The 20,117-nt window shown below is 60.5% G+C and carries 19 protein-coding genes; 10 read left to right on the top strand and 9 right to left on the bottom strand.

Going from position 1 to position 20,117, the window contains the following annotated elements; all coding sequences use genetic code 11:
• Positions 1–7 precede the first annotated feature (7 nt).
• Positions 8–1,033 (top strand): TcdA/TcdB catalytic glycosyltransferase domain-containing protein, encoded by a 1,026-nt coding sequence (locus tag AWB64_RS21890; protein WP_060857525.1) that lies wholly within the window; start codon positions 8–10, stop codon positions 1,031–1,033.
• Between the two features lie 12 nt (positions 1,034–1,045).
• Here AWB64_RS21890 and AWB64_RS21895 read toward each other — a convergent pair whose 3' ends face one another.
• On the bottom strand, positions 1,046–1,957 hold the full coding sequence (locus AWB64_RS21895; RefSeq protein ID WP_060857526.1) for an AraC family transcriptional regulator: 912 nt from the start codon (positions 1,955–1,957) through the stop codon (positions 1,046–1,048).
• A 155-nt stretch (positions 1,958–2,112) separates the two neighbouring features.
• Between AWB64_RS21895 and AWB64_RS21900 the strand changes: the two genes are divergently transcribed.
• The 6 genes from AWB64_RS21900 to AWB64_RS21925 all read left to right on the top strand — a co-directional run bounded on the left by AWB64_RS21900 (position 2,113) and on the right by AWB64_RS21925 (position 9,856).
• Positions 2,113–2,892, top strand: coding sequence for an SDR family NAD(P)-dependent oxidoreductase (locus tag AWB64_RS21900; protein ID WP_060857527.1), 780 nt, complete (start codon positions 2,113–2,115; stop codon positions 2,890–2,892).
• A gap of 84 nt (positions 2,893–2,976) precedes the next feature.
• The gene (locus AWB64_RS21905) at positions 2,977–3,630 is read left to right on the top strand and encodes a TetR/AcrR family transcriptional regulator (RefSeq protein ID WP_060857558.1); all 654 of its coding nucleotides are present in this window, start codon (positions 2,977–2,979) and stop codon (positions 3,628–3,630) included.
• 246 nt (positions 3,631–3,876) lie between these two features.
• The gene (locus AWB64_RS21910; protein ID WP_060857528.1) at positions 3,877–4,275 is read left to right on the top strand and encodes a VOC family protein; all 399 of its coding nucleotides are present in this window, start codon (positions 3,877–3,879) and stop codon (positions 4,273–4,275) included.
• Positions 4,276–4,619: 344 nt separating this feature from the next.
• Positions 4,620–5,192: a DUF2760 domain-containing protein gene (locus tag AWB64_RS21915; protein WP_060857529.1), complete on the top strand. Its 573-nt coding sequence runs from the start codon at positions 4,620–4,622 to the stop codon at positions 5,190–5,192.
• Positions 5,189–7,036, top strand: coding sequence for an Hsp70 family protein (locus tag AWB64_RS21920; RefSeq protein WP_060857530.1), 1,848 nt, complete (start codon positions 5,189–5,191; stop codon positions 7,034–7,036). Before AWB64_RS21915 ends, AWB64_RS21920 begins: the two co-directional genes overlap by 4 nt.
• 6 nt (positions 7,037–7,042) lie before the next feature.
• Entirely contained in the window at positions 7,043–9,856 is a 2,814-nt protein-coding gene (locus tag AWB64_RS21925; protein WP_060857531.1) for an Hsp70 family protein, read from the top strand.
• An 81-nt stretch (positions 9,857–9,937) separates the two neighbouring features.
• Here the strand turns inward: AWB64_RS21925 and AWB64_RS21930 are convergent, their stop codons facing one another.
• On the bottom strand, positions 9,938–10,207 hold the full coding sequence (locus AWB64_RS21930) for a hypothetical protein (RefSeq protein ID WP_060857532.1): 270 nt from the start codon (positions 10,205–10,207) through the stop codon (positions 9,938–9,940).
• Positions 10,208–10,590: 383 nt separating this feature from the next.
• Here AWB64_RS21930 and AWB64_RS21935 point away from each other — a divergent pair, with 383 nt between their 5' ends.
• Positions 10,591–10,779, top strand: coding sequence for a hypothetical protein (locus AWB64_RS21935; protein WP_157766673.1), 189 nt, complete (start codon positions 10,591–10,593; stop codon positions 10,777–10,779).
• Positions 10,780–10,806: 27 nt separating this feature from the next.
• Here the strand turns inward: AWB64_RS21935 and AWB64_RS21940 are convergent, their stop codons facing one another.
• From AWB64_RS21940 to AWB64_RS21965, 6 genes are all read right to left on the bottom strand, one after another.
• Entirely contained in the window at positions 10,807–11,325 is a 519-nt protein-coding gene (locus AWB64_RS21940) for a DUF6622 family protein (RefSeq protein ID WP_060857534.1), read from the bottom strand.
• Positions 11,326–11,556: 231 nt separating this feature from the next.
• A complete protein-coding gene (locus AWB64_RS21945; RefSeq protein ID WP_060857535.1) occupies positions 11,557–12,408 on the bottom strand; it encodes a carbohydrate ABC transporter permease in 852 nt (283 codons plus the stop codon).
• 26 nt (positions 12,409–12,434) lie between these two features.
• Positions 12,435–13,343 (bottom strand): carbohydrate ABC transporter permease, encoded by a 909-nt coding sequence (locus AWB64_RS21950; protein WP_060857536.1) that lies wholly within the window; start codon positions 13,341–13,343, stop codon positions 12,435–12,437.
• A gap of 55 nt (positions 13,344–13,398) precedes the next feature.
• The gene (locus AWB64_RS21955; RefSeq protein ID WP_060857537.1) at positions 13,399–14,655 is read right to left on the bottom strand and encodes an ABC transporter substrate-binding protein; all 1,257 of its coding nucleotides are present in this window, start codon (positions 14,653–14,655) and stop codon (positions 13,399–13,401) included.
• A gap of 57 nt (positions 14,656–14,712) precedes the next feature.
• Positions 14,713–16,656, bottom strand: coding sequence for a beta-galactosidase (locus tag AWB64_RS21960; protein WP_060857538.1), 1,944 nt, complete (start codon positions 16,654–16,656; stop codon positions 14,713–14,715).
• 11 nt (positions 16,657–16,667) lie between these two features.
• On the bottom strand, positions 16,668–17,810 hold the full coding sequence (locus AWB64_RS21965) for an ABC transporter ATP-binding protein (RefSeq protein ID WP_060857539.1): 1,143 nt from the start codon (positions 17,808–17,810) through the stop codon (positions 16,668–16,670).
• A 281-nt stretch (positions 17,811–18,091) separates the two neighbouring features.
• On the opposite strand from AWB64_RS21965, the gene AWB64_RS21970 reads away from it, so the two are divergent.
• Both AWB64_RS21970 and AWB64_RS21975 read left to right on the top strand, forming a co-directional pair.
• Positions 18,092–19,114 carry a LacI family DNA-binding transcriptional regulator gene (locus tag AWB64_RS21970; RefSeq protein WP_060857540.1) on the top strand — a complete coding sequence of 341 codons (1,023 nt, stop codon included), beginning with the start codon at positions 18,092–18,094 and terminating at the stop codon, positions 19,112–19,114.
• Between the two features lie 82 nt (positions 19,115–19,196).
• Positions 19,197–19,424, top strand: coding sequence for a helix-turn-helix domain-containing protein (locus AWB64_RS21975; protein ID WP_060857541.1), 228 nt, complete (start codon positions 19,197–19,199; stop codon positions 19,422–19,424).
• On the opposite strand, the gene AWB64_RS21980 is transcribed toward AWB64_RS21975, so the two are convergent.
• Positions 19,421–19,771 carry a DOPA 4,5-dioxygenase family protein gene (locus tag AWB64_RS21980; protein WP_060857542.1) on the bottom strand — a complete coding sequence of 117 codons (351 nt, stop codon included), beginning with the start codon at positions 19,769–19,771 and terminating at the stop codon, positions 19,421–19,423. The two genes, AWB64_RS21975 and AWB64_RS21980, sit on opposite strands and share 4 nt — an antisense overlap.
• Positions 19,772–20,117: the final 346 nt, after the last annotated feature.

Genomic DNA, 20,117 nt, shown 5'->3' on the forward strand with positions numbered 1-20,117 from the left:
ATCCAACTTGAAAGCCATACCCAAGAAGCTGCATATCATCTGGATCGGTAACGACATCCCTCAGCGTAATCGAGACTGCATTGCGACCTTTCCCACCAAGAATCCCGACTGGGAAGTCAATCTGTGGATCGATGCAAAACAGTTGCTGACTGGCGAACGGCGCCGCGCCGCCACCACGCACTATACGGCGCAGAACAACAACGGCTCGGGCGTGAGCGTGGATCAATGGAAAACGGTCGCCGAGCGCGTGGGAAAGGACGGCGACGATCGCGCAACCATGAAGTATCTGGAGCAATATTTGAACTATCGCGGTGAAGCATTGCAGGGCATGCGCGTGCAGAAGATCAACTCCATCATGGCGTTTTGCAAGAGCAACCGCATCAAGCTGCGCGAGGTAGAGCGCGATCTCAACATGGGAAAGACCGCGCCGATTTATCGACAGGAACTGGTCGAGCGCGGCGGCAATTTCGGTGCGGCCAGCGACATCCTCAGAATCGAAATCCTTATGCAGTACGGCGGCGTGTATGTCGATACGGACGTCTCCTGCGCAAGTCCGCTTGGATCGATTATTTGCCACGAGTCGTATCCGCGATTCTCGGCCGTCAACCACGCGTGGAAGGACGGCGTCAGCCAAAGCGACTGGGAGTCCGCCGCGTGGTGGGAAACCAAAGTGGGCAGCCAGACGCCCGCCATCAGCAATTCCGTGATCGCATGTCACCCCAGAAGCAAAGGCATGAAGACCTATAAAGCCATGGTGCGGAGCAACTTCAAGACGCTCAAGAATGACGCCGCGCGACGCGAGCTTTATTTCAACGATGTTCGCAAGAGCACGATCCAGATGACCGGCCCGACCGCTGCATCGAAAGGATCGGGATTCACCAGCGTCAAGGAAAAGCTGGAACGCAGCGTGGGCGGCATCACGACCGAAGCCGATCTGACGGCCAGGCAATTGAGCGACAAGCTGTTCATGCGGGACAACTGGTACTTCCCCATGTACATGATCGTCGATCGCTATTTTCACGACTGGCTGTAGATTGCCTGAATGTCAGACCGTTCCGGCCCTCAACGTAACGACATCGCGCCGAGGCGGCGCGCCAAACATGCGCGCGTATTCACGGCTGAATTGCGATGCACTTTCATACCCGACCTGAAACGCGGCCGTCTCGGCATTGGCCGCGTCCATCAGCATCAGCCGCCGCGCTTCGAGCAGGCGCAGTTGCTTCTGGTACTGAAGCGGCGTCATCGACGTCAGCGTCTTGAACTGCCGGTGAAACGCCGAAGGACTCATCTGCGCCTGCACCGCGAGTTCTTCGATCCGCACGTTTTCAGCAAACCGGTTGCGCAAAGAATGGATCACACTGACCACACGATGTGCGTGACTGTTGCCCAGCACGATCGCCGCGACGTCGGCGGCGCGGGGGCCTGTGAGCAGCCAGTAGCAGATTTCCCGCATGATCGACGGATAAAGCATAGGAATGGCTTTCGGCGTATCGAGCAGGCGCATCAGCCGCAGTGCGCAATCGGCCAGCGGCCCGTCGAAGTCCGTGACGAAGACACCGCGCGCGGCCTCGCCGCTCGCGCCGATTGCCTCATGTGTCTCTTCAGACGCGGCCAGTCCTTCGAGCACGTCACGCATCACGGCGAGATCGAATTCGATCACGATGCCAAGAAACGGCTGCGTCCTGCTCGCCTCCACGACCCGGCCAACCGCCGGCATCTCGACGCTGACAACCAGCGCCTGTCCCGCGCGGTAGTGAAAACGCTGATTCCCGAAGATGGTCCATTTCGCGCCCTGCACGATAATGCACAGCGCAGGCTTGAAGATGAGATGCGACGGCTGTCTTTCCCGATTCGAGCGCAGGATCATCACACCGTTGACAGGCGTGAGATATGGACCGTCACCGGGCTGCGAATCGGTGTAACGCGTGACGGCTTCCAGCAAGGCATCATTTGACACGTGCAAAACTCCCTCGGCGCTAGAACCCTGATGATATAGGCGTTCCGGAGAAAACACCCGTGACAGGATCAGGCAAGAAGTGGCCAAGTTCGGGCATTCAACGCGGGCTTGCGCGAGCGTATCGTTGGTTGAACACGAACTCAACGGAGCCATCCATGCCCATCGAAACCAGCCACACTTCCAGCCGCAAGATCGCCATTGTCACGGGAGGAAGCCGTGGTCTCGGCCGCAATACCGTTTTGAATCTGGCGAAGCGCGGCGTCGATTCAATCCTGACGTATCACTCGAATCGCGCGGAAGCCGACCAGGTTGTGGCAGCGGTCCGCGAAACGGGCGGCAACGCGGTTGCTCTTCAACTCGATACAGCCAACACCGCTTCCTTTGACACCTTCGCGGCCGGCGTGCGTCAGGCGCTTGCCGACCTGGGCGCGCAGCGTTTCGACTATCTCGTGAACAACGCGGGCACCTCGCTCCACAAGGCATTCGATGAAACCACCGAAGCCGAACTCGACGCCCTTTATGCGGTTCACTTCAAGGGCGTGTTTTTCCTCACGCAGAAACTCCTGCCAATCATCAACGACGGCGGCCGTATCGTGAATATTTCGTCCGGTCTCGCGCGGTTTTCGCTTCCCGGGAGCAGCGCGTATGCGTGCATGAAGGGCGCAGTCGAAGTGCTTACGCGCTACCTCGCAAAAGAACTGGGTGAGCGCGGCATTGCCGTCAATACCGTGGCGCCCGGCGCTATCGCGACGGACTTCAGCGGCGGCATGGTCCGGGACAATCCCGAAGTCAACAAGCGTGTCGCCGACATGACGGCGCTCGGCCGCGTAGGCCAACCCGATGACATTGGCCCGATGATCGCGGCGCTGCTTTCGGACGATAACCGCTGGATCAATGCACAGCGCATAGAAGTATCGGGCGGCATGATTATTTGATTTGGCAGTGCCTGGATAAGCTGGAGATGCGTGTCCCAATGCTTGTAAAATAGGAGCTAATACTCGCTTTTGGACGCAAAACTCGTGATAACGAAGAGACGCCCGTCGCTCAGGCCGCGCAAAGTTCCGCAGCAATCCCGCGCCGAACATACGGTAGCCGCGATCCTGGAAGCAGCGGCGGCCATTCTCGAAACACGCGGCATGGAGGGGTTGAATACCAACCTCGTTGCCAAACGCGCGGGGGTCAGCGTTGGCACGCTGTATCAGTATTTTCCCAACAAGGACGCGCTTGTCGTCGCGCTCAGTCTGCGCGAGCAAGCCGCGTTCTACGCCGAAGCGGACTGCGCGCTACACCAGCCGACCGGTCAGAGCGCGTTGAAATACCTGATCACCGTTTCGGTACACCAGCAACTGCGCCGCCCGGCGCTGGCGCGCGCGCTGGATTTCGAGGAAGGGCGTCCTGCCATTGCCCGGGAACTCGGAACGTCCAAGGCTGCTTTTCACGAACTGATGCAACAGATCCTGTCGCGCGACGATATCCCGCCACAGAACAACATGGAGATCGCAACGGATGACCTCCTCGCCATCCTTCGCGCCGTCGTGGATGCGGCGGGAGAACGCGGTGAAGTGGATCGCGGTGCGCTGGAAGAACGCGTCGGACGGGCTCTGTTTGGCTACCTCGGCATATGCGATCGGCCGCCTGAGAAATCCAGGGCGCGACACAAGCGTCCGGCCTGATTAATGCCATGCGGACTGGCCATGCCAAAAAGCGAGCAAACATTCAGCGCCTTGCGCGGCTCAGCACGAAAACCCACGCCCCTGCTAGTTCCAATGCCGAATAAACCAGCACAGCTAAAGCGAGTTTAAAAATCGAGTAATTGCTCGCAAAATGAACGTCATGGCGCATCGCCCTGAAGACGCTGCCCGGCAGGGTCGCATCGGCGAATAAGCCTGCACATCAACTACATTTTGTGAGATCGAGCAATGAAACTTAATCAGCAAGCCAAACTCAATCATCTGAGCTTTCCCTCTGCCAACGTAGCCGAGACAGCCGAATTCTTCGAGAAATTTCTCGGCTGCGAGGTTGTGGCCACCGGCCAGCATTGCCTGCTCAAGCGCAGCGGATTCGATATCGTCCTCGAACAAGTCAACGATATCGAACCCGTCTGGCCGAAAAATTTTCACTTCGGCCTGGAAGTCGAGACGCTCGAAGACGTCCATTCGCTTTATCGCGAATTCCGGGAAGGTGGCGTTCAGATGGAAACGGAAGTGTTCAACAATACGCGAGGCTCGCGGTTCTTTTGCCGTGCTCCGGGTGGCGTGCTGATTGAAGTCAATACGCGCGAGGACATGCAAAAGGATCAGTGGCAGAAGCTTTTTTAACAAGCCTCCGCAGATTCGCCGCAATCAAAACAAAACTTGAATCCGAGCCGTTGCGGCCCCGCGCTGCAATGGCTTGCATTCAGAGAATTTCGACGCGCTACAGCCTTTAACCGCTCCGTAAAAGCACGGAATCACAGTCTCCCTTCTCGCGGCTTTCGCCCGCAAATCACGGTCATCGAACGGCCGATGCTCACATCAAGGCAAAATACGGGTTTCGCAACCATTGCGCGCGCCAGCGTTTTCGCCGGAGGCGCGCGGCTTGCAGCGCATTTGCCGATCAGAAAATGCCGCCGGATCATGGGTCAGCTTCAGACCGTGTCCCGAGAGCACATCAGGAGTCGTTTATGAGTGATTTGAATGCGTCGTTCCTCAGCCGGTTTTCTCTGGCCGTGGGAACGTTCTTCGCCATACTGGGCGACCGTGAAGTCGCAGCCGGCGTACGCCGTGTGCGTAGCGGCGAAGCCGTGGCCCCGGAACCGCCACCAACGCCAGCACCCGCGCCAGCATCGGCCCCGATCGTCCGGACGATAAAAGAAGCCACCCCCGACGCCGCGCTCCAACTGCTGGGCCTGCTGCAGCGCGATGCACGCTTTGTCGATTTCATCGAGGAAGACGTGGCGGCTTATTCCGACGCCGAGATCGGCGCGGCCGCACGGCTCGTCCACGATGGCTGCCGCACAACCTTGCGGGAGCATTTCACCATCCGGCCGGTGCGCGCGGAAGCCGAAGGCAGCCGTGTGACACTGCCCGAGGGTTTCGACGCAAGCGCCATTCGTCTCACCGGCAACGTGGTCGGCCAGGCGCCGTTCAGCGGCAACCTGAGTCATCGCGGCTGGAAAGTCGAGCAAGTGCGTCTGCCGAAGCTGACCGAAAGCCACGACGCATCAGTGATCGCGCCCGCCGAGGTGGAACTATGAGCGGCGCGCGCTATTCCATCGGTATCGACCTGGGCACGACGCATTGCGCCCTTTCGTACGTCGATCTCACCGCGAGCGACGGCGAGAAAACCGCGCAACGCGTGCTGCCGGTCACCCAACTCACTGGACCGGGCGCGATCGAGGAACTGGAACTGCTGCCGTCGTTTCTCTACCTGCCGCATCCGAGCGAATTCAGTCCCGGCGACCTGAGCCTGCCGTGGACCGCCGAGCGCGATTTCGCAGTCGGCGAACTGGCGCGAAACCGGGGCGCGGCCACGCCTATCCGGCTGGTATCGAGCGCCAAGAGCTGGCTTTGCCATCCGGGCGTCGACCGGCGCGCGGCCATCCTGCCAAACGACGCGCCGCCCGAAGTCACGCGCGTCTCGCCGCTCGAAAGCTCGGTGCGCTATCTCACGCATCTACGCGAAGCGTGGAACCACGCGCACCCCGACGCGCCGTTCGGCGAGCAGGAAATCACCGTCACGATTCCGGCCTCCTTCGATCCCGCCGCCCGCGACCTCACGGCAGAAGCCGCCGAAGCAGCGGGCTATGGCCGCATGACCTTGCTCGAAGAACCGCAGGCCGCGCTGTATAGCTGGATCGAGATGAGCAATGGCCTCTGGCGCAAGCAGGTTCAAGTGGGCGATGTGATCCTCGTCGTCGATGTCGGCGGCGGAACCACCGACTTCTCGCTGATCGCCGTGATCGAACGCGAGGGCAATCTCGAACTGCATCGAATTGCGGTCGGCGAACACATCCTGCTCGGCGGCGACAACATGGACTTGGCGCTCGCCTACGTGGTCGCGCGCAAGCTCGCGGCACAAGGCACGCAGGCGGACGCGTGGCAGCTTCGCGCGCTCACCTATGCGTGCCGGTCGGCCAAGGAAACGCTTCTCACCGATCCAGCCGCGCAAACCGTGCCGCTGGTGGTGCCTAGCCGCGGCTCCAAGCTGATCGGCGGTTCGATCCGCACCGAACTCACGCGCGATGAACTCACGCAGACCATTCTCGACGGCTTTTTCCCGCAAGCCGACCGTGCTGACCGTCCGGTCAGCCGTGCGCGTGTCGGTCTGACACAACTCGGCCTGCCGTATGCGCAGGACGCGGCCATTCCGCGTCATCTCGCGGCGTTCCTGGGCCGCCAGGTGAACGCGCTGAACGAGATCGAGGGCTTGCGGAACACACTTCCCGAAGGCGCCAGCTTCCTGCATCCGACGGCCGTGCTGTTCAACGGCGGCGTGTTCAAGTCTGAACTCTTGGCGGGCCGCATTCTCGATACCGTCAACGGCTGGCTCAGCGCCGAAGGCGCGCCGCCGGCCCGCTTGCTCGCGGGCGGCGATCTCGATCGCGCGGTCGCGCGCGGCGCGGCCTACTACGGCTATGTTCGGCGCGGCAAAGGCGTGCGGATTCGCGGCGGCACGGCCCGTTCGTATTACGTTGCAGTCGAGTCGGCGATGCCCGCTGTGCCCGGCATCGAACCGCCCGTGCAGGCGCTGTGTCTCGCGCCTTTCGGCATGGAAGAAGGCACCGAGGCCGCGTTGCCGCCGCAGGAATTCGGGCTGGTCGTCGGCGAACCGGTGCACTTCCGGTTCTTCGGTTCTTCGGTGCGGCGGCAGGATCAAGTCGGCACGCTGCTCGACTTCTGGGGACCCGATGAATTGCAGGAACTCGAGGAAATCCAGGCGACGCTGCCGACCGAAGGGCGCACGCCCGGCGAAGTCGTGCCCGTGAAGCTGCATGCACGCATTACCGAAGCCGGCACGCTCGAACTGGAAGCCTTGCCGCGCGATTCCGGCGAGCGCTGGAAAGTCGAGTTCGATGTACGCGCCAACGCAAATAGCTAGGCGCTCATGAAGCAATACATCGTCGGGATCGATCTTGGTACGAGCAATACGGTCGTGGCGTATGCCGACGCTCGCGCCAGGAACGGATCGAAGGAGATTCGTGTCTTCGATATCGATCAGCTCGTCAGTCTCGGCGAAGTCGCGGGACGGCCGCTGCTGCCGTCCGCGCGATATCACCCGGCTTCGGGCGAACTGAATGCCGGCGACCTGCAGTTGCCCTGGCGCAATGCCAATCCCGCCGAAGAACCGCAAGCAGTGATCGGCCGCCTTGCCCGCGCGCTTGGCGCGCAAGTGCCGGGCAGGCTTGTGGCAAGCGCCAAAAGCTGGTTGTCGCATGCGTCGGTGGACCGGGTCGCGCCCATCTTGCCGTGGGGCGCGCCGGATGACGTTGGCAAGGTTTCGCCTGTTGCGGCGAGCGCGAGTTATCTGGCGCATGTGCGCGCGGCGTGGAACGCGCATTTCCCGCATGCGCGAATGGAAACGCAGGACGTGGTGCTGACCGTGCCCGCTTCCTTCGACGATGGCGCCCGCGCCCTGACGCTGGAAGCGGCCCGCATGGCCGGCTTGCCGCAATTGCGCTTGCTTGAAGAACCGCAAGCGGCGTTCTATGACTGGCTGTTCCAGCATCGCGCGACGCTTGATTCCGAACTCGCGCAAACGCGCCTCGTACTCATATGCGACGTCGGCGGCGGCACGACCGATCTCACGTTGATCAAGGTCGAGCTGAAAAATGGCGAGCCTGCCGGCGAACCGCAACTCACGCGAATAGGCGTTGGCAATCATCTGATGCTCGGCGGCGACAACATGGATCTGGCGCTCGCGCATCTAGTCGAAGCGCGAATGGCGACAACGTCCGCGCGGTTATCGGCGGCGAGTTTGTCGCAACTGGTCGAGCGGTGTCGCGCGGCCAAGGAACAGTTGCTCGGCGCAAACGCGCCGGAAACCATGTCGATCACGCTGCTCGGCGCGGGCTCGCGGATGATCGGCGGCGCGCGTTCGGTCGAAGTATCGCGGCAGGAAGTCGAGCAGATCATCGTCGATGGTTTTTTCCCCGCGGTTGCATCGAGCGAACGCCCGCGACGCTCGCGCAGTGCGATTGTCGAATTCGGCTTGCCCTACGCAAGCGATGCCGGAATCACGCGCCATATCGCGGCGTTCCTGAACCAGCACACGGCGCAGTCGCGCGAGGCTCTGGATTCACCTGAAGCCGACCGCGACACGTTGCCGGTCCCCGATACCTTGCTGCTCAACGGCGGCGTGTTCCGTGCAGAAGCACTGGCCGCACGTCTCGCCGATACCCTCGGTTCATGGCGCGGAAAACCGCTGCACGCGCTTCACAACGACAACCCCGATGTCGCCGTCGCACGCGGCGCGGTCGCGTATGGCCTTGCGCGCGGCGGCGTTGGGCCACGCATTGGCGGCGGCGCGGCGCGCAGTTATTTCCTCGTGCTCGAAGACGAAGGCCAGGAGAAAGGCGCAAGCCAGCAAGGCATCTGCCTCTTGCCGCGCGGCACGGAAGAAGGCCGCGAAGTGTTTCTGCAAGACCGCGTGTTCACGCTCTTGCTCGGCTCACCGGTGCGATTCCATCTGGTTTCATCGACGGGAGACAGGGTCTATGCACCGGGCGAACTGGTCGATCTGTCCACGGGCGATTTCGTCCGCTTGCCGCCCATTGCCACCGTTGTGCAGCCACGCTTCGCCAAAGGCCCGCGCGAAACGCCGGTGCAACTTTCGGCGTCGCTGACAGAAGTCGGGACGCTGGAAGTGCATTGCATCGATCAAGGCGATCCATCGAAGCGCTGGCAGCTCGAATTTCAGTTACGCCGCGAAGCTTCAGCCAATACAACGGTTGGCGAAATACTTCATCCATCGTATGACAGGGCGATCGAACAGATCGATCGTTCGTTCGGCGCGCGTGCGCACGACGTTGATAGAAAGGAAATCAAGCGCTTGCGCGCGCAACTCGAACATGTGCTCGGCCCACGCGATACATGGGACAGCGCGTTGCTTCGTGAACTCTTCGGCGCGCTGTGGGAACGCGCGCGACGCCGGCGGCGCTCGCCGGATCACGAGCGCCTGTGGTTGAACCTTGCCGGTTATTGCCTGCGCCCGGGCTTCGGTTATCCGCTCGATGAATGGCGCGTCGAACAACTATGGACGCTCTTCGACGACGGCATCCAGTATCTCAACGACGCCCAGGTCTGGTCGGAATGGTGGACCTTGTGGCGCCGCGCCGCGGGCGGTCTGAACGAAGCTCAACAAGTCGCCGTGCTCGACGCCGTGGATTACGTGCAGTCCATCGCCGCCGCGCGAACGAAAACCAAAGCACCCTTCGATGCATCCAAGACCGGTCACGCCGATATGGTGCGGCTGGTGGCGTCGCTTGAACGCGTGCCTGTCGAGCGCAAGATCGATGTCGCGCAGAAGCTGTTCGCGCGGCTCGAAAAGCCCTCGGAAAACCATCAGGGCTGGTGGGCGATCGGGCGCATCGGCGCGCGCCGGCCGTTCTATGGCAGTGCGCATGGCGTGGTGCCGCCGGATATCGCGGCGCAATGGCTAGAAAGGATTTTTGCGCTCGACTGGAAGAAGGTGGAACCGGCCGCGTTCGCCGCTGCGCAAATTGCGCGCATGACGGGCGACCGCTCGCGAGACTTGCCCGATGACGTTCGCGCGCGCGTGGTTCATCGGCTGGAAAATGCGGGTGCGTCCAAAAGCTGGATCGAGATGGTGCGCGAAACCGTGGAACTCGACAAGGCAGACGAAGGCCGCGTGTTCGGCGAATCGCTGCCGCCGGGGCTGAAGCTTATCGCGGACGTATGACGTTCAACGAATGCGCGCGGGATGATCAGGACAGTGGATCAAGCCATGTCGCGCGCCTGATTCCGGCCCAACGCAACGCCGTCAGTGACCAAAGAACACGTCGCATTGCGTCCCACCAATGCACTGCCGCGGGCGCGACATGCTGCTTCGCGCGCTGCGCGTATCTTGCGTCCCGCCATACGATGTATCGGAAGTAGCTTGTGCTGAGGTGTTCGCATCGTGCACGACGGCCGCTTGCCCGGTCGGACGCGCGTCCTGCTGGACTGGCTGCTGCTGACTTTCCTGTCCTGTAGCGCCGCTCGCCATGGCGAGCAGAAATGCGCCACCTACAACCAACGCACGGGTTTTCATTTCGATACTCCTGCAAATCCAGGCACGTCACGCGAAAACTGCCGCCAGCGACGCGCCATATTCTGTATGTGCTTCGCAAACACACGGCAAAGCCGGACTCGAGCGAAGCAATACGGCGGCCCTGCTTACTGAGTTATAGGCCGCGCATGACTGTTTTCACAGCGGGATTTGCGCCTGGTCCGCGCTTGCGCACCCTCCTTCGGGACCCCGCGAAAGTAGGGCTGTGCAAAGAGCCGCCCCCATCTAAGCTGAGGTCATGGTGCTCAGCAACGTTTCAGCATGCAGATCGCTTACGAAACACCGCGCGTTGGCGTGATCGTCGTGGCATGGCGATTGCCATAGTTGCAACAGCGCCCGTCCCATGGAAGTCTTCGGAGAACATCATGATGTACGTCACAACGTGGCTGGCATCCATACTGATTGCCATGCTGGCCGTTTTCTTCATTTCGCTCGCCCTGCCGAATTCGGCATCCGACGAACTGAACCGCGCGTCCGCAGCTCAGGCCATATTCACCGGCACGGGCGCCAGCGTGCCACTAAAGCATGGCATGCCGCATGTGATTCGGCGGTAGGCTTGCCACCGTAGTCAAGATGTCCACTCACACCCGCTCGCCGAAAGAAGCCGGGGACCCTGGCCGGAACGCCAGGCAATACACCAGAAAACGCCCGGCAAAGATTCCGGCAACAAGTCCCGAGACGAGACCATCGAGCACCGGGTAAAGCGAATCGACTCCTGCGTGCGTGATCGCAAGCTCCACGCCCAGCCAGAACTTCGACGCGAACGTCAGCAGAATCAAAACCAACGGCACGATAGATCCGGGCAGCGTGACCGTCTTCTGTGCGCGATCCACTGTCAGCCGCGACCGGCGCGCGAGCAGAACGCCGATTGCAATTCCAAGCACCGCGCCGCCGACCCATGCGAGGCCGGTATTCCATCCCGCGGCCGGCTCCTTGACCAGATGCAGCAGGCCCCAGCCGGCAAACACCGCAGGCACTATCGCCAGTCTGGAGAGCGGCGCCGTGCCGCCTTTCATGGCCTTGACGCCTCGCGAAAGCAGATACACCAACAATACCCAGACCCAGACGGGCGTACCGCGCAAGATGGCTTCGATAGACATGGATGTCTCCCTTGAGTCGCGGACCCTTGGGGACCGCTTGAATAAAAACAGACAGGCGCAGCGTCTTGTGAACGTGGATTTACGCACAATCTTTACATTGGAAATATTTTGACGCTACACGAGCAACGCGTCAACATATCTTTCCATTGTAAAAATTAATTGAAATGGAAACTCCGATTCCTATGCGGAACCGGAATGCGGTGCAACACGATAAATCCCAGCCCGACAACATCAGCCCTTGGTTGCGCCGAATGTCAGGCCGGCCACGAAATGCCGCTGCATGGCAAAAAACATCATGACGGAGGGCAACGCGGCAAGAATCGACCCCGCCGACACCAGATTCCACGCCGTCACCCACTGCCCTTTCAACGCGGCCACGCCGACTGTAATCGGTGCAGCTTCGTCGCCTTGCGTAAGGCACAACGCCCAGAAATAATCGTTCCAGACAAACGTGAAGACAAGAATGGCGAGCGCCGCCAACGCGGGGCGAATCAACGGCAATACGATTCGAAAGAAAACCGTCCACTCGTTCGCGCCTTCAATGCGCGCCGCCTCGACCAGTTCGAACGGCAATTGCTTGATGAAGTTGCGCAGGAAGAGCGCGCAAAATCCGGTCTGGAAAGCGATATGAAACAGGATCAGCGCGCTGACCGTATTGAAGATGCCGAGTTGCAGGGACAAATCGCGCACGGGAATCATCAGGATCTGGATCGGCACGAAATTGCCCGCAACGAACGTCGCGAACAACGCCGTGTTGCCGCGAAAGCTGTAGATCGCCAACGCGAATCCGGCCATGGACGCAAGCACGATCGATCCAATCACGGCGGGCACGGTGATCAGCACGCTGTTCCACAAGTAGTGAAGCATGGGCGATGTCGTCAGCGCGTCGCTGTAGTTCGCGATCAACGAAAAGTGCCGGGGCCAGCCCCAGTAATTGCCTTCGACAAGTTCGTCGGACGAACGAATGGAAGTGACCATCACCGCGATCAGCGGCAAGAGCCAGATTACCAGCGCGACCGGCAGCGACGATTTGTAAAGCGCCCGGTTGACGGGCTTCCATTTGGCGACGGGCGTGGGAAACATGGTGTGCTCCTGTCTGATTCAGCAACTCAGCGTTCGGTCCGCAGCATTCTGCGCAAGTGATAGACGATGTACACCATCATGATCGCGAACAGCACGACGGCGATCGCCGCCGAATAACCGATGCGGTAATACTTGATTGCCTGGTCGTACATGTAATAGGCCAGCACGGTAGAACTCTCGTACGGGCCGCCGCCGCTCATCACGGAGATCAGGTCAAAGCTGCGCAACGCGCCGATGACAGTCACCACGATCGCCATGAACGTGGTCGGCCGGAGTTGCGGCAAGACGACGTGCCACAACATGGTCCAGCCCTTCGCACCCTCCATGCGCGCCGCCTCGATCTGCTCGGCGTTGAGCGACGTCAGCCCGGTCAGATACAGGATCATGCAATAGGCGGTTTGGGGCCAGAGCGCCGCGAAGATGATGCCGAAGGTGACATAGCGCGCGTCGCCGAGTACGGGCACGCCATGCCCCAGAATGACTTTGAGCAAGCCGAAGGTCGGATCGTAGAACCAGCTGAACATCAGTCCGACGACCACGCCCGACAGCACAAATGGCGCGAAAAACAGGGACTTCACCACGCGAATGCCGCGCACCGCCTGATTGAGATACAACGCGACGGCGAGACCCATCGGCGGCGCAAGAAGGAACAAGATCAACCACAGAACGTTGTTCTTGAGCGCCGTATAGAACGTCGGAGCCTGGAACAATTCAATGTAGTTATCGAAACCCGCGAAGGTCTTTTCCGTCATTCCGTCCCAGTTGTAGAAACTGAGCGTGACGCTGGAAATGATCGGCCAGATCACGTAGATAGCAACCATGATGCAGGCGGGCGCGAGAAACAGGAACGCGGCCAGCCGCTGCTGCCGGGCTGTCGCGGACATCCGCTTGCGGTGCTTCGGTTTGACCGCCGCAACGCTTAAGGTTTCAGACATACATGCTCCTGTCCTTCAAAAGGCAGCCCTTCGCGCGAAGGACCGCCGTCGCGGATCACTTCTTGTAAATGCGCTTGCGCGTGGCTTCGAGCTGCGCCAGGACCGCATCCAGTTTCGTCGGATCGGATACGAACTGCTGCATGCCCTTCATGCCTTCATCCGCCATCTCCTTGGTCATGTCGCGATCATAGAACTGAGCGATACCGCCCTTCGTCTGCGACAGGATCTGGAAGCCGATCTTCGAAATTGGATCATCCGGTTCCGGCGACTTGCTGTTGGCCGGCAGCGAACCAAGACCCTTTGCAAGCTGCGCGCTCATCTCAGGCGTCTCCACGAACGCGAGGAACGTATGCGCGTCCGCCTTGTTCTTCGCCTTCGACGGAATATGCAGCGACTCCACCGGACCATCTTCAGCGGTAGGCACCTTGCTGTCGATAATCGGAAACTGGAAGAAGCCCATTTGCGGCTTGATGTTCTGTGGGAAGCCGGCGGTAATGAACGTGCCCATCAGCATCATTGCGGCCTTGCCCTGGAACAGGAAAGGCTGCACGGCGTCGAGATCGTAGGAAAGCGAGTTGTCGATGAAGACCTTGTTGTCGATCAGTTCCTTCCAGGCGGTGTAGACCTTCTTCACGCGCGGATCGGTATAAGGCACGTCGCCCGCCATCAGCTTTTGATGAAACGCGTTGCCGTTGATGCGCAGGTCGAGGTAATCGAACCAGCCAGCGAGTGTCCATGCATCGCGGCCCGCGACTGCAACCGGTGCGATGCCTGCGGCCTGGAGCTTCTTGCAGGCATCGAGGAATTCAGGCCACGTCTTGGGCTCGGCTGAAATGCCGGCCTTCTGGAACAAGTCCTTTCTATAGAACATACCCCACGAATAATAGACGGTCGGCGCGGCGTACTGCTTGCCGTTGTAAGTGGACGATTCCTTGGTGGACGCGTACATGGCATCCCAGTTGTTCTTCTGCCAATCCGGCGTCAGGTCTTCGAACAGGCCGCGCTTCGCGTAATACGCCATGCGCTCGCCGTTGTGCCAGTTCACGATATCCGGCGCAACAGTCGAGAGCCAGCCGGGCAACTGGACCTTGTAGGCTTCTTCATCGACGAACGACACCTTCACGTCAATGTCCGGATGCGCCTTTTTGAAAGCATCGAAAGTCTGTTGCCAGACCGCGCGCTGACTTGCTCCCTTGAACGCGATGTTCACCGTCAGCGTCCCGGCTTGCGCCATGCCCGCGCTTGCCAGGACAGCGGCGAACGCAATGCTCGTCAAGCCGTTGCGCAATCCGTTGCGAATGGAAAATTTCATGCGTGTCTCCTCATCGATGAGTGTTGTTTGCCTTACCTTGCTTAGCCTGCCTGGGCTCTAAGCTGTCTTGTAGATCGCGACGCCTTGCGGTTCCACGTCCTCCTGTCCCACTATGAAGCTGCCTGCGTTCGGGACTTTATAAACGCTCGATGTGTAGTTGAAGACATAAGTCAGCGGGCCACGCCGGCTGATACGGATGCCGTCGGGCAGCGGTTGCGCATCGAGTCCCGCGGCGTTCGCGGCGTCCTGGAAGATGGCTTGCGTCAACGCATCGTCGAAAAGACTCGCAAGATAGCGGATCGATCCGCGACGCAAGATGGCGGGATGACCATCCGCGAATCGGGCTTCTACCTGCACGCCTTCTTCCGCTTCAACAAGGTCGCGCCAATGACGCGCTTCGCCGCGTTGGTCCACGTATTCGGTCACGTTCGGGCGCATGGATTCGACGCGCCACACGCGCATGGGAATCAACTGCGCGATATCGATACCCGGCGGCAACGCAGTGGGAATGGTGAGGTTGCCCGTCTTCGATCCTGTGCGCGGCCCAAGCACGACTTGCGCTCCGCTTGCTGCAAGCCTTGCCGCAAAGTCATCCGGCACGATGGGCAACGGTGGCACCACGATCAGCTTGTACCTGTCCATGGGCGCGCTGGCGGGAATGACATCGACGTCAAGCCCAAGGCTGCGCAGCGCACTGTAGTATTCAAACGCAAAACGCGGATAGTAAAAGTCGGCGCCTTGCGGATGAATCTCGAACAGCCACTTTGCTTCGTAGTCCCACACAAGCGCCACCTTCGCAGCGACGGGCAGATCGCCGTCTTCCATCGTCACAAGATCGATTTCCTTGGCAACTTGCGACGCTTCCTTGCCGCCCAGATCGAGCCGGTTATCCGGCGTGTTCAAGCCCGCGTGCATCTGCTCTTGTGCGAACGGCGCTTGCCGCCAGCGGAAGTACGAGACACAGCCCGCGCCGTGCGCAAACGCTTCCCAGCTCCAGAGCTTCACCATGCCTGGCAGCGGCGCGGGATTCCAGTGCGCCCAGTTCACGGGGCCCGGCTGCTGCTCCATGACCCAGAACGGCAGCTTCGACATGCCGCGATACACATCGTGATTGAACGAGGCAAAGTCCGGATGACCGGTACGCAGCCACTTCGCCTTGATCGATGGATCGAACCATTGTTCTTCAAGCGCACCAAGCGGATAGCTGTCCCACGTCGCAATATCCAGATCCGCCGCCACCTTGTAGTGATCGAACTCGGTGAAAAGCTGCATGAAGTTGTGCGCGACCGGACGTTCGGGTGAATGCGCACGGATGATGCCCGCCTGCATGCGGTTGTAGCGCACCACTTCGTCGGAGGCGAAACGGCGGTAATCCAGCCGATGCGACGGATGCGCTTCGGTCACGGTCGCGACCGGCAGGTCGATCTCGTCGAAGTCGCGATATTCCATGCTCCAGAAGACCGTGCCCCACGCGGTATTGAGCGCGTCGATGCTCCCGTAGCGCTGCTTGAGCCACGCCCGAAAGCGCTGCAACGCGGCTGGCGAATAACTGACCACCGTGTTGTGACATCCGAACTCGTTGTCCGTTTGCCAGAACGCGACGGCGGGATGCCGGCCGTATCGCGCGGCGACGGCCGTGCAGATCTTCTGCGACGCCTCGAAGTACGAAGGCGACGAAAAATCGTAATGCCGGCGCGAGCCGAACGCGCGCGGACGGCCGTCCGCGCCCACGGGCAGTATGTCGGGATGACGGTCGATCAGCCACTTCGGCGGCGTGGCGGTCGGCGTACACATGACGACCTTCAGGCCTGCGCCCGCGAGCGTGTCGATTGCGCGGTCGAGCCAGTCCCATTGATACTCGCCCGGCGACGGTTCGATCCGGCTCCACGCGAATTCGGCAATCCGGACCCGGTCGATGCCAAGCGCCTTCATGCGCGCTGCGTCGTCCTTCCACATCGATTCCGGCCAGTGTTCCGGGTAATAGCAAACTCCAAGACGCATACGAAGCGCTCCTACGCAAAGTGAGGAATGGCAGCCGACGTGACGGCGAAACCGTCTTCGGTAAATAGATGGCAGGAGGCGGTCGGCACACTGAACGCGACGTTCTCGCCTTGTTTCGGAGTCCTGTCGCCGGGCGCCTTGGCGATAAGAACCGCACCGCCCGCCTGCTCCAGGTGCAGGTAACTGTGCTCGCCAAGCTGCTCGACAAGCGACACCGTGCGCCTGATTTGCTGCTGTGACGCATTGCCTGCGATGGGTTCAAGATGCTCGGGCCGGATGCCGAGGGTGACGGCCTGGCTCGGCATCAGCGCGTCGCCGTTCGCGTGCACTTCGATTTGTTCGCCGGTTCCGTCGAGCGCGATCAGCACGCTTTGCGCATTGGCCGACATCACGCGAGCGGGCATGAAATTCATTCGCGGCGAGCCGATGAACCCCGCCACGAAACGGCTTTTCGGCCGGTGATACAAATCGAGCGGCGCGCCCACTTGCGCAATGCTGCCGTATTTCGCGGTATCGGCGCCAGCGTGCAGCAGCACGATCTTGTCGGCGAGCGTCATGGCTTCTATCTGATCGTGCGTCACGTAGACCACACTGGCCTTATCGAACTGTTTGTGCAGACGCGCAATCTCGACACGCGTTTGTCCGCGCAGCGTGGCGTCGAGATTGGAAAGCGGTTCATCGAAGAGAAACACGCCCGGGCTGCGCACGATCGCACGTCCGATCGCGACGCGCTGGCGCTGGCCGCCCGACAATTCCTTCGGTCTCCTTTCCAGCAACGCCTCAAGTTGCAGGACGCGCGCGGCTTCCCTCACCTTTTTATCGATGACGGCTTTCGGCGTCTTCGCGAGCGTGAGCCCGAACGCCATGTTCTGGTACACCGTCATGTGAGGAAACAGCGCGTAGCTTTGGAACACCATCGCCACGCCGCGTTGCGCGGCGGGCACCTCGTTGACGAGTTTTCCATCGATATACAGATCGCCGTCGGTGATGTCCTCCAGGCCCGCGATCATGCGCAAGAGCGTCGATTTCCCGCATCCCGACGGTCCGAGGAACACGCAGAACTCATGCTCGCCGATTTCCAGATCGACGTCGCGGATCACCGGCGCGTGATCTCCATACGCCTTTTGAACCGACCGCAAAGAGATACTCGCCATGCCAACGTCTCCGTGTTCTACCGAGGAGACAGACGCAGGTTAAGCGCTTAACCTTTTGCCGGTGAAAAAACGATCCATTGATGGATCGCCTTGCTCCGGCTGTCTCCGTCTTTGTGTTTTTGAACTTCCCTGGACGCAAATCTAGCGGTCTCTGCGGATTTATACAAATGCCGGGAAACCATCCCAAAATATGAGATCGCGCGTTGATACTTGCATATACACATGCGTTCGCCGAACTTAGGCGACGTTCCACTTAGGCGTTAACCCTTTCCCGAGATTCGATGACCACTTTGGCTGAAGTTGCCGCGCGCGCCGGCGTGACGCCCGCCACCGTCTCCAATGTGCTGCGCAAACGCGGCAAGGTCGGCGAGGCGACGCGGCAACGCGTGCTCGATGCGGTCGACGCGCTGGGGTATCGGCCGCATTTGACCGCGCGCGCGCTTGCCGAGGGCAGCGCGCCGACGCTTGCGCTGATGGTGTCCAGCATCGCGAATCCGTTCTATCCGGAGTTTGCGCTCGCGGCCGAGCGCACCGCACGCAAGAACGGCCGGTTCCTGATTGTCTGCAATACTAACGAAGATCCTGCGATTGCGCGTGCGTATCTCGATCAGATTGCGGGAACATTGTCGGAAGGCGTGCTCGTGATGAACGCCCGGCTTGACTTCGATGACCTCGACAAAACGCTCGCGCGCGGCACGCCGATCGTGCTGTGCATGTGGGAACGTCCGGATGTATCGCCGGGACTGCCGTGCGTGGCCGTCGATTTTTTCGCGGCCGGAACGCTTGCCGCGCGGCATTTGCTGGAGCTTGGGCATACGCGCATCGGCGCGATTGTCGCAAGCCAGCGCGACGGAGTGCAGGCCGCGCGATACGAGGGCTTCTGCCACACCTTGCGGGCGGCCGGCGTCGCGCATGCGGAGCAGGACGTGCGCTTTACGCGCGATGAAGTACAGCACGGCTACGACGCCGCGTGCGAGTTGTTGAGCGCGTGCCCGGACCTCACCGCCATCTTCGCGACCAATGACCTTCCCGCACTCGGCGCGATGCACGCAGCGGCCGATCGCGGCATGCGCATTCCAGAGGACCTGTCCGTGATCGGTATTACCGACATTCAGCTTGCACGCGAATCGCGGCCGGGTTTGTCGACTATCGCGGTCCCCACCGATGCCGCCGCGGCAATGGCCGTCGAATTACTCGAAGCGCTGATCGAGAACGGCGGCCGGGAAAAAGAAGCGCCCATGCGCGTTGCGCCCGACCCGGTGCTGGTGCAACGCGCATCGACGGGGCGCGTGCGCGGTGTCTGACGCAGTGTTTGAATCACGCGGTTTCAAACCCTTTCCGGCACCTTTGCAAACAGCGGATCGACTCCTTCCGCGATAGTCGGATATGAGAGCCTTTGCCGAGTTGACCGACGACTCGCCGATGATGCTGCTTGAGCCCATCCACATGCAGCTTGCGGTAACGTTGCCGATGCGCACGACGAAGAGTATCGGGGAAATAGCTGACGACGTGGGGTACAGATCGGAAGCGACGTATAGCAGGAAGTTTAAGGAGACGTACGGCGTGGGTCCGGGTGCGGTCCGGCAGGCGGGGCGCGGATGGTTGATTGTTTAGAGCAGGTTGTTGAGTACCAGTTCGTGAGAGTGTCCGATCCAGATGGCGGCATCGCGATGATCGCGAAGGGCGTCGCCGGTATTTGGATGAATGAAAATATCGAGTGAACCGTGATTTAGCGTGAGCCATTCAACGATGGCGGCGAACTGTCCGGGTTCGAATGCGAGTTGATAAGACCATTGTGGATGTGGACCGACGGTTTTTTCGTGAAAGCGTCCGATCTGAAGTGTGTTGCCGAGACGGCTGGCGATTTCCTCGCGCAGTTTCCACGCGATATCGCGTGTAGACGCGTTGAAATAGACGTGTGCATGCCATGACGTAACGGGGGAAGAGGCGGTTGTATGCATGGATGGCCAGTAACAAAAGAAAGGAGTGTCGCGACCGGGTGTTGATTCTGAACAAACGCGGCGATTCCTGAGTGTAGCCAAAACGGACCGCAGATGCTTGAACTTGCCCGAGAGCACTGGTGGCGAAGCGTGTGGATGTAGGAGTTCGGAGGAGGAGGGTTTCAGGTGTTGGTGGTTATGGCGGCAAGGGACCTTTTGAAGTCCCAAGCAGATGTAATTGCACGCTTAGTCTCTTTAAGAATTAGCGGTTGGAAGGCGTTTTCTTTGCTTGGCGCTTTCACACTCCAAGTGCAACAGCGGGGTCAATGACAATGCCGTGCTTGGCGCAGTTTTCAATAAAGACCTC

The organism is Caballeronia sordidicola (assembly GCF_001544455.2).
In the GTDB taxonomy this organism is placed as follows: Bacteria; Pseudomonadota; Gammaproteobacteria; order Burkholderiales; family Burkholderiaceae; genus Caballeronia; species Caballeronia sordidicola.